This is a genomic window from Amycolatopsis sp. NPDC041971 (genome assembly GCF_055588925.1).
Genome location: NZ_JBVJCE010000027.1, coordinates 36487 through 50257 on the forward strand (window position 1 = coordinate 36487; position 13771 = coordinate 50257).

Annotated in this window: 16 protein-coding genes; 13 read left to right on the forward strand and 3 right to left on the reverse strand. The window is 66.7% G+C overall.

Annotated elements, in window-relative coordinates:
• Positions 1-19 precede the first annotated feature (19 nt).
• The 6 genes from ACZ6DT_RS37555 (at position 20) to ACZ6DT_RS37580 (ending at position 4747) form a co-directional block, all read left to right on the forward strand.
• Complete coding sequence (locus tag ACZ6DT_RS37555) at positions 20-964, forward strand: radical SAM protein (protein WP_465604131.1); 945 nt, start codon at positions 20-22, stop codon at positions 962-964.
• A gap of 64 nt (positions 965-1028) precedes the next feature.
• Complete coding sequence (locus ACZ6DT_RS37560; RefSeq protein WP_465604132.1) at positions 1029-1568, forward strand: helix-turn-helix domain-containing protein; 540 nt, start codon at positions 1029-1031, stop codon at positions 1566-1568.
• 15 nt (positions 1569-1583) lie between these two features.
• Positions 1584-2147: a phosphoribosyltransferase gene (locus ACZ6DT_RS37565; protein WP_465604134.1), complete on the forward strand. Its 564-nt coding sequence runs from the start codon at positions 1584-1586 to the stop codon at positions 2145-2147.
• Positions 2140-3261 carry a glycosyltransferase family 4 protein gene (locus ACZ6DT_RS37570; protein ID WP_465604136.1) on the forward strand — a complete coding sequence of 374 codons (1122 nt, stop codon included), beginning with the start codon at positions 2140-2142 and terminating at the stop codon, positions 3259-3261. The genes ACZ6DT_RS37565 and ACZ6DT_RS37570 overlap by 8 nt, the downstream gene beginning before the upstream one ends.
• A complete protein-coding gene (locus ACZ6DT_RS37575) occupies positions 3261-4118 on the forward strand; it encodes a 5'-3' exonuclease (protein WP_465604137.1) in 858 nt (285 codons plus the stop codon). Before ACZ6DT_RS37570 ends, ACZ6DT_RS37575 begins: the two co-directional genes overlap by 1 nt.
• A 5-nt stretch (positions 4119-4123) precedes the next feature.
• Positions 4124-4747, forward strand: a complete 624-nt coding sequence (locus tag ACZ6DT_RS37580) for a PIG-L deacetylase family protein (protein WP_465604138.1) — start codon at positions 4124-4126, stop codon at positions 4745-4747.
• 31 nt (positions 4748-4778) lie between these two features.
• On the opposite strand, the gene ACZ6DT_RS37585 is transcribed toward ACZ6DT_RS37580, so the two are convergent.
• Together ACZ6DT_RS37585 and ACZ6DT_RS37590 are read right to left on the reverse strand one after the other, a co-directional pair.
• On the reverse strand, positions 4779-5297 hold the full coding sequence (locus ACZ6DT_RS37585) for a flavoprotein (RefSeq protein WP_465604140.1): 519 nt from the start codon (positions 5295-5297) through the stop codon (positions 4779-4781).
• A gap of 26 nt (positions 5298-5323) precedes the next feature.
• Entirely contained in the window at positions 5324-6562 is a 1239-nt protein-coding gene (locus ACZ6DT_RS37590) for a helix-turn-helix domain-containing protein (RefSeq protein ID WP_465604141.1), read from the reverse strand.
• Positions 6563-7170: 608 nt separating this feature from the next.
• Here ACZ6DT_RS37590 and ACZ6DT_RS37595 point away from each other — a divergent pair.
• From ACZ6DT_RS37595 to ACZ6DT_RS37620, 6 genes are all read left to right on the forward strand, one after another.
• On the forward strand, positions 7171-7431 hold the full coding sequence (locus ACZ6DT_RS37595; protein ID WP_465604247.1) for a helix-turn-helix domain-containing protein: 261 nt from the start codon (positions 7171-7173) through the stop codon (positions 7429-7431).
• Positions 7432-7836, forward strand: coding sequence for an RNA polymerase-binding protein RbpA (locus ACZ6DT_RS37600; protein ID WP_465604143.1), 405 nt, complete (start codon positions 7432-7434; stop codon positions 7834-7836).
• Positions 7837-8143: 307 nt separating this feature from the next.
• Positions 8144-8707 (forward strand): 6-pyruvoyl trahydropterin synthase family protein, encoded by a 564-nt coding sequence (locus ACZ6DT_RS37605; protein WP_465604145.1) that lies wholly within the window; start codon positions 8144-8146, stop codon positions 8705-8707.
• An 11-nt stretch (positions 8708-8718) separates the two neighbouring features.
• Positions 8719-9426 (forward strand): 7-carboxy-7-deazaguanine synthase QueE, encoded by a 708-nt coding sequence (locus ACZ6DT_RS37610; protein WP_465604147.1) that lies wholly within the window; start codon positions 8719-8721, stop codon positions 9424-9426.
• 129 nt (positions 9427-9555) lie between these two features.
• Positions 9556-10398 (forward strand): inositol monophosphatase family protein, encoded by an 843-nt coding sequence (locus ACZ6DT_RS37615; protein ID WP_465604248.1) that lies wholly within the window; start codon positions 9556-9558, stop codon positions 10396-10398.
• Positions 10399-11133: 735 nt separating this feature from the next.
• Complete coding sequence (locus tag ACZ6DT_RS37620) at positions 11134-11931, forward strand: S1 family peptidase (RefSeq protein WP_465604148.1); 798 nt, start codon at positions 11134-11136, stop codon at positions 11929-11931.
• Positions 11932-12074: 143 nt separating this feature from the next.
• Here ACZ6DT_RS37620 and ACZ6DT_RS37625 read toward each other — a convergent pair whose 3' ends face one another.
• Positions 12075-12488 (reverse strand): hypothetical protein, encoded by a 414-nt coding sequence (locus ACZ6DT_RS37625; protein ID WP_465604150.1) that lies wholly within the window; start codon positions 12486-12488, stop codon positions 12075-12077.
• Between the two features lie 155 nt (positions 12489-12643).
• Between ACZ6DT_RS37625 and ACZ6DT_RS37630 the strand changes: the two genes are divergently transcribed.
• A complete protein-coding gene (locus tag ACZ6DT_RS37630) occupies positions 12644-13576 on the forward strand; it encodes a hypothetical protein (RefSeq protein ID WP_465604152.1) in 933 nt (310 codons plus the stop codon).
• Positions 13577-13771: the final 195 nt, after the last annotated feature.

Here is a 13771-nt window from a genome sequence, read left to right on the forward strand (position 1 = left end):
CCCAGCGATGACGACCACGATGCGTACCTTTACCGCGCGCAAGCACGGCAACGCGAGTGTCGTCCATGATCCGCTCACCGGACTGACCCACCGCGCCGGAATCGCGCTCGACTCCGGGCGTGTCCGGTTGTCCGGCACCGACGTCGCCTCCTGGCCGGAAGTCCACCCAGCGGCCGTGCACGCGGACGTGCCGATCAGCGTGTGCTGGTCGCCTCTGGTGCGCTGCAACCTGGCCTGTCCGTACTGCCTGGACGACAAGTCCGTCCTCGAACTGGGCCAGGCCGAGCGCTACCGCATCGCGAACCTGCTCGCCGAGTCCGCGGTCCTGGGTGTGGACATCTCCGGCGGCGAACCGCTGCTGCTGCGCGACCTGCCCGAGTTGATCGACGTGCTCGTCGCCGGTGGCTGCGCGGTCAGCGTGACGACCAACGGAACACACCTAGCCCGCCGCGCCGAAGTCCTGGCCACCTGTGTGGACGCCGTACGGGTGAGCCTGGATGGCCCGGACGCCGTACGCCACGACCAGTGGCGCGGTGCAGGCAGTTTCGATCACGCCATCACCGGAATCCGGGCGGCGATCGCCCAGGGCATCCCCACCCAGATTCAGGCCGTGCTCCTGCGCTCCACGGCACGGGCCAGCATCCGAGCGATGGCCGACCTGGCCGCCACCCTGGGAGTGAGCGGGGTGACCTTCCTGCAGATGCTCCCCATCGGAGAAGGCGCCGCCCTGGCCGACGCCGAGCAGCTGTCCGATGACGAGGCCCTTGCTCTCCTCGCCGAACTGAGCACCACCGCGGCCGTACCCGTACGTCTGCGTACCCGGGAGGCGGCCGGGGGCTTCACGGTGATCCGCGCCGACGGCCAGATCTGGCGCAACCAGCCCGGCGCACACGCCATCAGCTCTCTCCGCCCCCTGCTCACAACCAGCGATCTCGCACTGACCACACGGGACGGATCGGCGTGAACGGCTCCGCGGACGTCGAAATTAGCCCAGCTCGTAAGCAGGCGCCGCATACGGAGGACAGACCATGAACCCGCCGACGAGCGAACAGCTCGACCAGTTCGCGCGCGCCCTGGGCGAATTGCTGCGGTCCGCGCGGAGAGAACGCGGCTGGACCCGCAAGCAGATGCGCGCCGCGATGTGCGCAGGCGACGATGACCTTTCCTTGCAAACGCTCGCCAGCTATGAACTCGGTAAGCGCCGGATGTCCGTCGAGCGGTTGATCGAAGTATGCGCCGTGCTGAACAAGCAACCAGACGAGCTACTTCGCCGCGCGACCACCCTCGCGTTCAGCGGCCACTACGGCACTCGCATCACGGTCGACCTCCTCGGCCTCGCACACACCACCGATCCCCGGCTGCGACCCCTCCGGCGCTGGGCGCAGGTCCGTGCCCAGCAATCCCCGGCAGAACGGGCCCTGGTCGACGAGCTCGACGCCAACGCGCTGTCCGCGATGGCCGGTATCGCCGGAACCACCGTGTACGACCTCGTGCAAGCCCTGCGTGAACTCCGTACCGCCCACAACCCGAACACCCAACTCGCCGACGCGATATCCCCCGCTCTGTAAGGAATAGACCCGCGAATGACCACAGCACACCGCGACTTCAAGCACCACCGGATCTGGCGCGTGACCCCGGAGACTCTCCGCGACGCCACCACGCTTTTAACCGGCGCGATCCTGCGTGATCACCCGTCGGTCGAGCGCGTCATCGGCCTCGCCAACGGTGGTGTCTCGCCCGCCCACCTCATCGCCACCACGGCGGGGATGAACGCTCGCATCGTCCGCGCCCGCCACAACACCAGCGACGACACCTACCAGCAGGCAACGGGCAACGTGTCCCTCGATCTCGCCCCGCTGACCCGCGCCCTCAACGGCCAACGGCTCAAGGGCCGTGTGCTGGTGGTGGACGACATCTGCGGCAGCGGCGCCACCCTCCGCCGCGTCCGCGACGACCTCACGCCCTTGCTCGCCCCGGACGCCCAGCTCCTGACCGCGGTCCTGTGCCTCAACACCGGGGCCACCACGCTGCCGGACTACTCGATCTGGACGGTCTCCGACTGGGTCATCTTCCCCTGGGAACAGCCACCCGCCGACCAGGACACCACACCGCTGCCACCGCCGAAAAAGGTCTTCCGCCATGCCTAACCCGCCCCCGCTGACCGTCGCGTTCGTCCTGGCCTCCTACACCCCGAACGCGCCGGCCGGGATCGAACGCGCCACCGCCGCCCTCGCGCACGGCCTGCGCCAACTCGGCCACCGCGCCCTCATCCTGACCGCCGCCCCGATCGACACCCGGGACGACACCGTGACGCGGCTGTGCTCGGTGGGCGTCACCTTCCCCTGCGACGACGGCGAACTGCGCGACGCGATCAGCACCCACGGCCAAGACGCCCTGCTCGCCGCCGAACTGTGCGAGATCTACCGCGAGCACCGGGTCGACGTCGCCGTCTACACCGACGGCCTATGGGGCCTCGGCAGAGCCGCACCGATCAGCCGGGCCCGCACGGTCCTGGCCATGCACGTCATCGGGCACGACCAGGACCTCGAGCCCGCCCTGGACCGCGCCAACCTGGTCATCGCACCGTCCCAGACGGTGCTCGACCAAGCGCGCGATCGCGGCTACGACACCGGCGGCTGGCAGGTCGTGCCCAACGCCCTGCTGCACGACCCCACGCCACCACCCGACTCGCGACGGGAAGCACTGCGACAGCACGGCCCGATCCGGATCCTGGCCCGGCTCGGGCCGGAGAAGAACGTCCGGGCTTTGCTGGACGCCGGACGCCTGGTCGGCCGCACGATCGAGGTGATCGTCGGCGAGGCCGGCTTCGAGGCCACCGGCGGTGGCCAGGCGGCCGAGCTGGACCGATGCCGCTACTCGGCGGCCCACCTCGCCCTCGGCACCATTCACGACGGCGGCCTCGGCTGGGACCGGGTGCCATCCTGGCTCGCACAAGCCGCGGTGGTGATCGTGCCCTCGCTACAGGAGACCTTCGGGCTGGTCGCGCTGGAGGCTATGAGCGTCGGGACCCCGGTCGTCGCGTTCGACGTGGGCAACCTGCCCACCTTGGTCGGCACCGGCGACGGCGCGGGCGGAGTGATCGTCCCTCGTTCGTGGGGCGAGTACGGTCTCTGGCGCGCCGCCGAGCAGCTCCTCGCAGATCCAGTACGCTACGCACACCTATCCAGGGCTGCGTACTACCGCTCGCGGGACTATCTGCCCACCACAGTCGCCGAGACATTCGTAAAGGCGGTGCGGTGATGCCTGCTGGCGTCCCTTTGCTCCTCGTAGACGGTCACAACCTGCTCTGGCGCGCGGCGTTCGGGTTCCCCGCCGCGATCCTCTCCCGCGACAAAACCCGCGATCTCACCGCCGAGTTCGGTTTCTTCGCCCTGCTCCGCGTCGCGATCCGCGAGGAGATGCCGGAACCACCGGAGGTCCTCGTCGTGTTCGACGGCGAGCACGGCACCGCCGACCGCAAGGACAGCGACGCCGACTACAAAGCCAACCGCGTCCTCGACGAGGCCGCCCTCAAACCCCTGCGCGCGATCCCGCACGTCCAGCAAGCCCTGACCGGCTACGGCATCCACTGGATCGAGATCGACACCGCCGAAGCCGACGACGTCATCGCCACCCTCGCCACCACCACCCGCGAACGCGAACCCGGCCGCCGGGTCTGGATCATGTCCGGCGACCGCGACTTCTACCAACTCGTCGACGAGCACGTCCGCGCGCTCAACACCGTCATGAAACGCGGCCGACGGCACATCGGCCCCGCCGAGGTCACCGAACGCTACAACGTCACCCCCGCACAGTGGCCCGACTTCTGCGCCCTCAAAGGCGACCCCGCCGACAACATCCCCGGCGTGAAAGGGATCGGCGAAGGCACCGCGGCCACGCTCCTGACAGGCGGGCTGCACCTCGACCAGCTCCCGGACTCCGGACGGCTAACCGGCGCGAGGAACGCCAAGGTCACGGAGACCTGGGAACATGTACTCGCCTGGCGCGAGCTCATCCGGATGCGCACCAACCTCACACTCCCACACCACCCGACCAGCATTCCCACGCGAGAACTACCCAGACCCGCCGACGTCATCGAGAAACTCGGACTCTGGTGAACGGCGTGCCGTTCACCGCCCCAGCGTCCGTGCTGACCGTGATGGCCCACCCCGACGACGCCGAACTCTGGGCCGGCGGAACCCTCGCACGCTGCTCCGCCTCCGGGACCACCGTCACCATCGCCGTCCCACACCACAACGAACCAGGACGGGACACCGAAGCCGCGGCAGGCGCGGCGATCCTGGGGGCCACGCTGTACCAATACGACCGGCCCACCGTGGCGTCGCTGCGCGAACTACTGCTCGCTGTCCGGCCTGAGGTCGTCATCACCCACCCGCTTCGCGACGTCCATTCCGACCACCGCGCGGTCGCCGACACACTCGTCGCGGCCCTGCCCGACGTCGTCATCGCCACCGGCCACCCACACCGGGTCTACACCGCCGACTCCTACAACAGCCTCACCCTCGACGGTCCCATTCCCGCGCACACCATCATTGACATCACCGATACCTACGAACAAAAACAACGTGCCCTCGCGGCGCACGCCTCCCAGCCGATCACCGACCACTTCGGGCCGATGGCCGAGACACTCGCACGCCTCTGGGGAAGTCGCATCGGTGTCACCCACGCGGAGAACTTCGTGCCGCTGCCCGTACTCGGACGCCTCCCAGCAGCCCCTGCCCTGTGACCTGCTGAACCACATCGCGCAGCGGGCCGTTTCATCTATCCGTATCGGACGTGATCGCAACGCGAAGGGCGGAGATGACGTACGACCAGTCGAAGGTGGCCAAGCCGTCCTCGGCTCGGGTGGTGATCGTGTCCGGGTCGAGCAGCGTCACCCCGGCCTTCGTGAGTCGGGCGACGCTGTCTGCGTAAGCGGGGTGCCGACGAAGTGCCGGTTTGACACACGGAGCCGCAACGATAGGGACTCCGCTGCCAAGCATCTCGTTGAGCACGCCCAACGCGAACGTGTCGCTGATACCTGCCGCCCACTTGTTCACCGAGTTGAACGTCAGTGGCGCGACGAGAACAGCGTCAGCTCGCGGAAGTGACTTCTCCTTCTGGCGAGGCGGCCGCGGACGCACCCGCGTCACACATCCTGTCGCCGCAGCCAAAGCGTCGAGGTCAACCCACGAGGCGGCCGTCGGTGACGCGATTACGCACACCGTCCAGCCGTCGGCCGACAGCCGGGGAATGAATTCCTCGAGCCGCAACACTGGCGGCGCTGCCGCTGCCACCAGATAGAGACACTGTCGAGCAGGGGTCACACCGCGACCCCTGCTCGCACCGCGAGACCTCGCAACGCCGGCACCTCTATGCGGCGCTCACGGGCCAGCAAATCCGCGATCAGCGATCGCGCGTTCGAGTTGGCCCGAACCAGATCAGGAGCCACACGCTCGGTCTCCAGCAGATGGATCACTGCCTGTGGGTCTTCAGCGAGCTGTGTGTGCGCCCATGCGCTGTCCAGGTGGAACTGCGCCTGGCGACCGTTCAAGCCGGCCGGTAACCCAGTGATGTCCAATTGCTCCGCTGTCGCCAGCGCCCGATGGGGATCGCTTAGAGCGACCGCCACTGACGTGCGATGGATCAGCACGTTCGACGGACCGAACGCGGTCCACCCGATGTTGCCGTCAACGCCGAGTCGCCTAGCTAGTTCATCAGCGTGCTTGAGCCGTTCGCCCGCTTCGACATGGTCCGCGCGGCGCGCGGCGATCACCGAACCGATCAGGGTCAACGCGCCCCGCCAGGTCAAGCTTTGCGCGTCCTGGTCTCGCAGAGCGGCAGCGGCAGAGACCGCTAGCTCCTCGGCATCCCTGATCTGTTCGGAACTCTCTGCGCTACTGGTGCGCAGCAGCGCACAGCTTCGTTGGTACGCCGCCGCGGCAAGGCCGAAGGTGTCCTCAGCGTCTTCGGCCGCGATGCGCGCAAGCTCGGCGGCCGCCAGACCCGCCTCACCGTCACCCATTTTCGTCGCCAGCTTGGCCGCGACGATCTCCAGACTGCACTGCAGCCTTAGTGTGTCCCGCCGCTTCTGCGCTGGCCCATTGCCGATCAGGCCGTTGACAGCTTCCCTGACCGACGGCAGTCGCTGGGCGACATCGGCATATCGAGCGGCCTGATATCTCCGATGAAGATCCGCAACCCGCGCTGACAGTCCGGTCGGGTCGATCCGGCGACGCTGCGACTCCTCGCCGCGTTTGCCACCACGTTGGGTGGCCGCAATGCCGGCGAGAAGGGCGTCATCCAGCGTGACCTCGCGCCGGTTCGACGGGGCCGCCATAGCAGGAGCAGGCGCTGGGGGATTGAGGAGGATCTCGAGTTCGTCGAGAGAGACGCGAAGTAACTCGGCTATGCGGGGACGTCTCCAGGGGTGCGGCGTCAGTGTTCCGCGCTCCCAGCGCCCGACCGTCGAGAGTTCCACCTTGAGCTGCTGAGCGAAGGTCTCCTGGGTGAAGCCGAGCGCCTCGCGCCGAGCCGCGAAGGCCTTTCGCTGAACACCCATGAACGTCACCTTGTCTCGCCGGTCACCTGCCACGATAACCGGCTATTGATCAAGGCCGAGTACCCCCTCGGCGAGCTGCACCCGTTCGGACTACCACACTCCGAGAGGCTGGTCGAGGGATCGCCAACTCGTCACCGCATCGTGCGCATCTATCACGCTACCCCAAATTCAACGACGCAGCTTATGGCACTCAACGCCGCATTCGCGCCCTACGATCGCTCCCTGCGCGCTCTGGTGCCCCACGGCGACGGGGCGATCTACTGGCGCACGCCAATGTATATGCGGAAGTGAGACTGGCAGCCCACGGTTCCTCTGGCTCATATCGCGACCTAATTCTCGCAGGAGCGATTTCTTCACCTGCCCGTTTCAGGAAGCGAGAAACCTCGCCTAATTCAACGGGCAGGTGTCAAAACAAACATGAAGGGAATGAATTCGATGCACGTACTCGTTTCGGAAGCGCGGCACGGTAGCGTAGCCCGCCTTGCCACCGCCGCCACTTATAGCCGCTCTCGTGACGCGTGGACATCTGCATCAACACTCGCCACGTTGCACGGCGGGCAATCAGCGCGATCGAGAACGACCGTTTGTCACGTATGGAGCTGGCGGCCATGACATCGGCCTCGAAGTTCGCAAAAGGGAAGAAGGTCACGGGTGCCGCAAGGTCCAGCATGGGCTCGGAACTGAAGAAAATGTACGAACGCGGTTCCAGCATCCGCACCCTGGCCGAGCAGACTGGCCGCTCCTACGGCTTCATCCACCGGCTCTTGCATGAATCCGGCGTACAGCTGCGTGCGCGCGGCGGCCGCCCATTCACTCCCTCGCCCACGCGTCGCACTGAGCGCGCGACTCGCCAGAACGGCACCAGGTAGATGCCACAAGCTGTGTTGCGCGGTTACCGCTGGGGCGGCGCCAGCGTGGAATCTGATCAAGGCGTCGAGCCCGCTGCCCGATTGACCGCCCAGTTCGCATGTTCACGCGGTCACGTGTTCACCGTGCCCTTCGCGGCGGATGCGGAGCTTCCGCCGCGCTGGAGCCGCCGACAGCATGGACTCGAGGACTGTGCCCGGATCCAGGCCGCAGTCGACGACTCGATCGGGGACGGTGAGGCGAAGCCGCCTCGGACGCACCTGGTATTGCTGCAAGAACGGCGAACCGTAGCCCAGTTAGAGACGCTGCTCGCCGAGGCTCTGGCGGCGATCCGCCGGCAAGAAGGTCCGCGACCTGGCTGTGTACACATCGGAGACAGGACGTACTCGTTCGGCTACGAAAGTTGACCCCGTGCCCGACCTGCACATCGCACGAACCCGACCTGGTGAACACGGGCTAGTGGATATGCCCCTTGGCTTCGCCGCGCTTCCCTGCTCAGGGTGGGCGACGCACTGTCCGCGCCTCATCGACGCCTCATTGGCGCTCTGGATGCCGCTGGCTATCCGTCGTTGACTGTCGTGGGGGGGGGGGGGGGGGGGGGGGGGGAGGAAACCCCCCCCCCCCCCCCCCCCCCCCCCCCCCCCACCACAGCCATCTTCCGCTTGACGAGGCGTGTGACCCCCGCACTCGCGGTGAAAGGATTCGACTCTCACGATGCACGACACGGAGGCAAACGGGCAGATCAGTCCCGACCAGGGGAAGCTCGCGGTGGCCACTGTCGCGCCGATGGTGCACCAGATCAGCATCGAGCACACTTTCGAAACCGCCCATCGGCTACCGCAGTTGCAGGGCAAGTGCACCAGCCTGCATGGACATTCCTGGAGGGTCACGGTACCCGTGTTCGCTCCCGCTCTGAGCAGCGACGGGACAGTCGTGGAGTTCGGCGCCCTTAAGGCCGGAGTCCGGCATTGGATAGACACCCACCTCGATCACGGAACCATGCTCGGCATCCGGGATCCGCTCACGCTGCACCTTTACAGCGCGGGATCCAAAGTCTTTCGCTTCGGCACGGACGATCGGGAAGCGGTCGGCGATGAGGAACGATTGGCCTCCGACTTGCCCTGGCCGACTGTCGAAGCAGTAGCGGTGCTGCTGCGACGAGTGAGCCAGGCCGTACTGGTCGCGCTGCCCTGTGCTCCTACGGCCTCGGTCGGTCGGGTGCTCGTTCGTGAAACGCACCTCAACACAGCGACCTTCGGCCCGGCGGACGCGCTGTGAAGCCACCCACTGTGTCCGACCCTGGCCGCGACCTGGTGGTCAACGAAACCTTCGGCCCCACCTTTCAAGGCGAGGGACCAAGCACTGGCCGGTACGCGCACTTCATCCGCCTATTCGGGTGCCACCTGTCGTGCACGTGGTGCGACACACCGCAAACCCATGACCCAAACCGGTACGACCTCACCGCCGAGCAGCGAATTCTCTCGATCGACGACATCCTGTCCTGGCTCGCCGCCACTCCGGTCGACCTGCTCGTGATCACCGGCGGCGAGCCGTTGCTGCAGCCGCGTGTCCTGGAGCGGCTACTATGCGCGATCCGCGAGCACTCGCTCGTCGCCGATATCGAGATCGAGACCTCCGGCACTATCCCGCCCACGGACTTGCTCACTGCGGCGGCGACACGATTCAACGTCTCGCCGAAGCTCGCGAATTCTGGGCTGCGCCGACGTCAACGCATTCGCCCAGCGGTGCTGCGCCACCTCGCCGACACAGGGAAGGCCGTCTGGAAGTTCGTAGTCCAAGATATCGACGACTTGGACGAGGTCCAGGAACTAGTGGGGACCTACGACCTGCACCCCGTCTGGATCATGCCGGAGGGCACCGACAGCTCCACCGTGCTGACACGGATGCGACTGCTGGCCGAACCCGTGCTGTCGCGCCGCTGGCACCTATCTCCCCGACTTCACACGCTGTTGTGGGAGAACGATCGCGGCCGCTAATACCGGCAATTCCTTTTCAGCAAGCAAGTAGACCACCGCACGGCGATGCCGCCGACAACGTGAAGTCTAAGGAATCATATGGCGCAGCAACTTGATCTCGCATCGGCACTCTCCAAAGCTCACACCGCAATGGACCTCGCCGTGGAACACGTACTTCGCCACCGTCCACGTCAGATCCGCTACAAAGGTGACCGCGACCCCGTTTCGGATGTCGATGAGACCGTCGAGCGGCTCGTACACCAGTGCTTGGCAACCGACGACGATGCCGACACCGGTTTCCTTGGGGAAGAGACGGGACCGATCGGAAATCGTGACACCTACTGGGTCCTCGATCCCATCGACGGAACGATCAACCACCAGCACGGCAACCCACTCTGCTCGATCGCACTCGGCCTGGTCCACAATGGCCAACCAGTGCTCGGGGTCACCGCTCTGCCCTTTCTCGGGCACCGGTACTCGGCGGCCGAAGGCGGCGGAGCCTTTCGTGACGGCGACCCGATCACGCCCTCAAGCACCGACAGGCTCGACAAGGCCTTGATCGGTTTCGGCGACTACGGCAGCGGTACCGACGCAGGTTTGCGTGACGTCCTGTGCGCCTCCCTGGATCGCTCCTTCACCGCACGCGCGCAGGGACTCCGCCGGTACGGATCCACCGCACTCGACTTGGTATGGGTCGCCGACGGAACCCTCGACGCCTGCGTTCTGCTCGGCAACCGCACCTGGGACACCGCAGCCGGCGCCGTCATCGCCCGTGAGGCCGGAGCTCTCGTTCTTGACTCCGACGCCACTCCACACTCCGCGCATTCCCGTTGCGCCGTGGCCGTCAGCCCGGGACTGTCCGAAGAACTGATGCCCCTGTTACATCTCCTGCGCGGGAGCCTGTTCTGGCCTGGCTTCGACCAATCCGACCACGGTTACTTCGCCTCCACAACGCACACGGGCGCGGAACCTGCTAGCCACGAATTCTCTTAGGAAGAACGACAGCCAAGGACCTTTCCCTCTTAGCGCGCCGGTCTACGTAACGCTCAATCTCCCGAGCGCGCACAGAACGGTCGAGCCCGTGTGCACCCGCGCGATACATCATTGAACAACCCGTGATCCACGACTGGATGCGTGCCTAATGCTCCAAAGCAACCGGACCGGCGATGAACCCGGCCCTGCCCATGGACCTCGTGTCGATCCTGCTGGTGGCTGGCGCAGTTCTTGCCATGCGAGCCCGCTCCCGCCGACGGCGTCGACGCTGGAACGCTCGCCCAGACTCCGTAGCGGGCATCACCGCCCGTATCGCGGCCGAGCATCAGCAACCTCACCCGGCGTGGCCCAGGACCGACCTCGACCTCCCGCAGACCACGGCGTATCACGACCAGCCGACTCCCCGCCTACCCCGAATTTGTCAGTCGCGAACGCAGCAAAGGCCGCCGCCCCGCTGACAACGACTTCCGCTCATGCTGTTCCCTGGCGCCGCGAAACAGTGAGCTGGGTGCGCCTTCCCCCGCCACGTGTAGATCACCCCGGACGCGGGCCGCCCACTCCGCAGGTAGCAACTCGTCAATGCACGGTTCACGCCCCTTCATCGACAGAAAGACAGGCCCCTTGCACAGAAAGACTTGGTCGTTCGCGGCCGCCGTGGCGGTCAGCATCACTTCCGCGCTGACCGCCCCTGCAGCGACGGCCGTTACTGACACACCGCCGCCTGCGATCGAACCGATGATCGTCGGTGGCAATCCGGCCGCGACCGCGCCGCCGGGGATCACCTCGCTGCAGTACGACGCACCGGAACACGGTGAGCAGTACGTCGACTACCACACCTGCGGCGGCGGCCTGGTGTTCCGCGGCTGGGTATTAACCGCCGCGCACTGCGTCACCGACCCGCCCGCCGGTGCGGCAGCCCGAGCGACAGCCGTTCAGTGGTTCAACGCCGACCCTGCGCCGATCCCGACCGCGGACAAGAAATTCCACGTTCGGGTCGGCAGCCTCGATCGGCTCGCCGGTGGCGAGACCGCGTCGGTGAGCAAGATCGTGATCCATCCCGGCTGGCAATGGGGCAAGGACGCGCCCAAGAAGAGGACCTTCGACGCCGCGATGCTCAAGCTCGACTACCTCCTGCAGCAGCCGACCGTGCAGCTCGCCCGCGATGCAGCCCGGCGTGGCGACAAAGTCGCCGTGTACGGCTGGGGCGTGACCGAACCCGACAGCACCCGAAGCGTCCTGCCGAGGCACCTGCAGCAGCTCGACACCCGTGTCACCGCCTCGTCGCGCTGCGCGACAGCGTTCATGTCCGCCGGAGAGATCTGCACCGACAATCCGTCCGGCACCGACGGCAGCTGCTACGGAGACTCCGGGACACCCGCGCTGGCCACCATCGACGGCATACCCCAGCTTGTCGGAACCGCCAGCCGCTCGGCCGACCCCAGGTTCTGCGGAACCCAGCCCGACGTCTTCACCAGCGACCCGGAATTGCGGGACTGGGTCTACCACGTCGCCCGCACCGGCAACGCCGCCTGACAAGCGACCTCGGTGTGCCACCTCCTCGCGCGAGGAGGTGGTACCCCACCTTCCGGGACACCGACTCTGATGAACGTCTCAACCAGAACACCACCAGTCAGGCATGACCGGTGACGAGCTACCGGCCCACGCACGCCGTAGCATCACGAAACCCCCGGGCCGCACGCCCGCCCTTGGGGCTGAGTGCCCGTTACCAGGCTGGCGGCACCCTGCGAGAACTCGCGGTCCTCTACGGCATGACTGTTCGGACCGTGCGCGCCTTCCTGGTCGCGGACGGAGTCCCGATCCGGCCCCCTGGGCGCAGAAGCCGAACCCCGACCGAGGCCTTTGCCGCGTCCGTGGACCGCCATCCCGCGCGCGGCGGAACAGCCGTGCTGGCGACCGTGCACCCGCTGCGCCCGCGTCCCCGGCACCGTGATCCACAGCTCGGCGTGGACGCGCTGATCTGGCCGCTCGTCGACCTGGACCTGCCGTTCGAGCCGGGCGACAGACAGCTCCTCGCGGCAGCCGCTCCAGGCCAGCTGTGTGTCGGCTTCACCGCCCCGTATGACCTGCACCAGGTCGATGAGAAGCCGATGCCGATTCGGGCCGGCGAGTACACCGCGGTCTTGACCCGCTGCGCACGCATCGGCCTCGTCGACGCTTCCTGCCGCCGGATGCGCAGCTCTGCGCCGAATGCCACCGTGAAACGCCCGCCAAGTGAGAGACCACCGTGCCGAACCCGCTCCCATACGACCCGACGAACGACGAAGCCGCCGAGCACTACATCCGAGAAGCCCTCACCCGGACACACCGCGGCAGATGGGAAGCCCTGCTCGCCGACGACCGCGTCTCCCAGACTTACCGCGTACTCAAAAACATCGAAGCCAACGCGAACCACGCAGCCACACTCCGCCGCGACAAGATCAAGCTCGCCGATAAACAACGCGACGCCGGGCTCATGACCGCTGTCGAGCACGTCAACCAGTACCGCGAGTTCACCGCCTGGCGTGAACGCTCCAGCCGCTTCAACACTGTTCTGCACCAACACCTCGCCCTGGCCCTCGACCGCGTGCGCCAAGTTCACCGCGACACCGTCGTGGAGGCCCTGCGTCACTCGCTGTTGACACTGGCGGTCGCTGTTGACGACCACCGCCAAACCCACAGCGGCGAGGAATCACTCGCCGACACCGCACTCTGGGCCCGGCTGCAACTCCTCCCTTGGCCCACCTCAGACCAAGCTGGCCACCGGCTCACCGACGCCGTCGCCTCCGAACGCGGCCGCCGCAGAGCCGCCCGCCACGTCAAGAACGGCCTCATCGAGTTCCAAGGCACACACGTCACCGGCGAAACCGTGGACGTCGCCGACCTCATCCTCGAGATCACCGACCACGCCCAGCCAACCTGCGACCGCACCCGGCTCCTCGAACTCTGGCACCAGCGAACTCCGGACCTGCGCGACTCACTCGCAGCAGAAGTCGCGGCAACAAAACACAACGGCCGCTACACCACCCACCGGCTCCGCAAATCACTCACCTACCTGGAGCAACAAGGACTCATCGCCCGAACGACGCACGAAATCACGATGATCAATCGCGCCGCTCTGATCTCGCTACGCCAACTCTGGGACAAAGAGCATTTCCCGCTCGGCGACTCCGAGTTCTAAGAGTCGGATGGCGCACCAGGGCTTACCACCTCGCTCTTTACACTTAACTGCACCCGATCGGCGGACGTTAGTGCCGCTGAAACCCGGCAATGAGGAGGAGGCTGCCGGGCCCGCTACTTAAGTCGCAGGGACAAACAGCGGGTGCCACCAGCAAGTCCGCGAGCCTTGACGCACCTTGCAGGGGAACACCCTGCC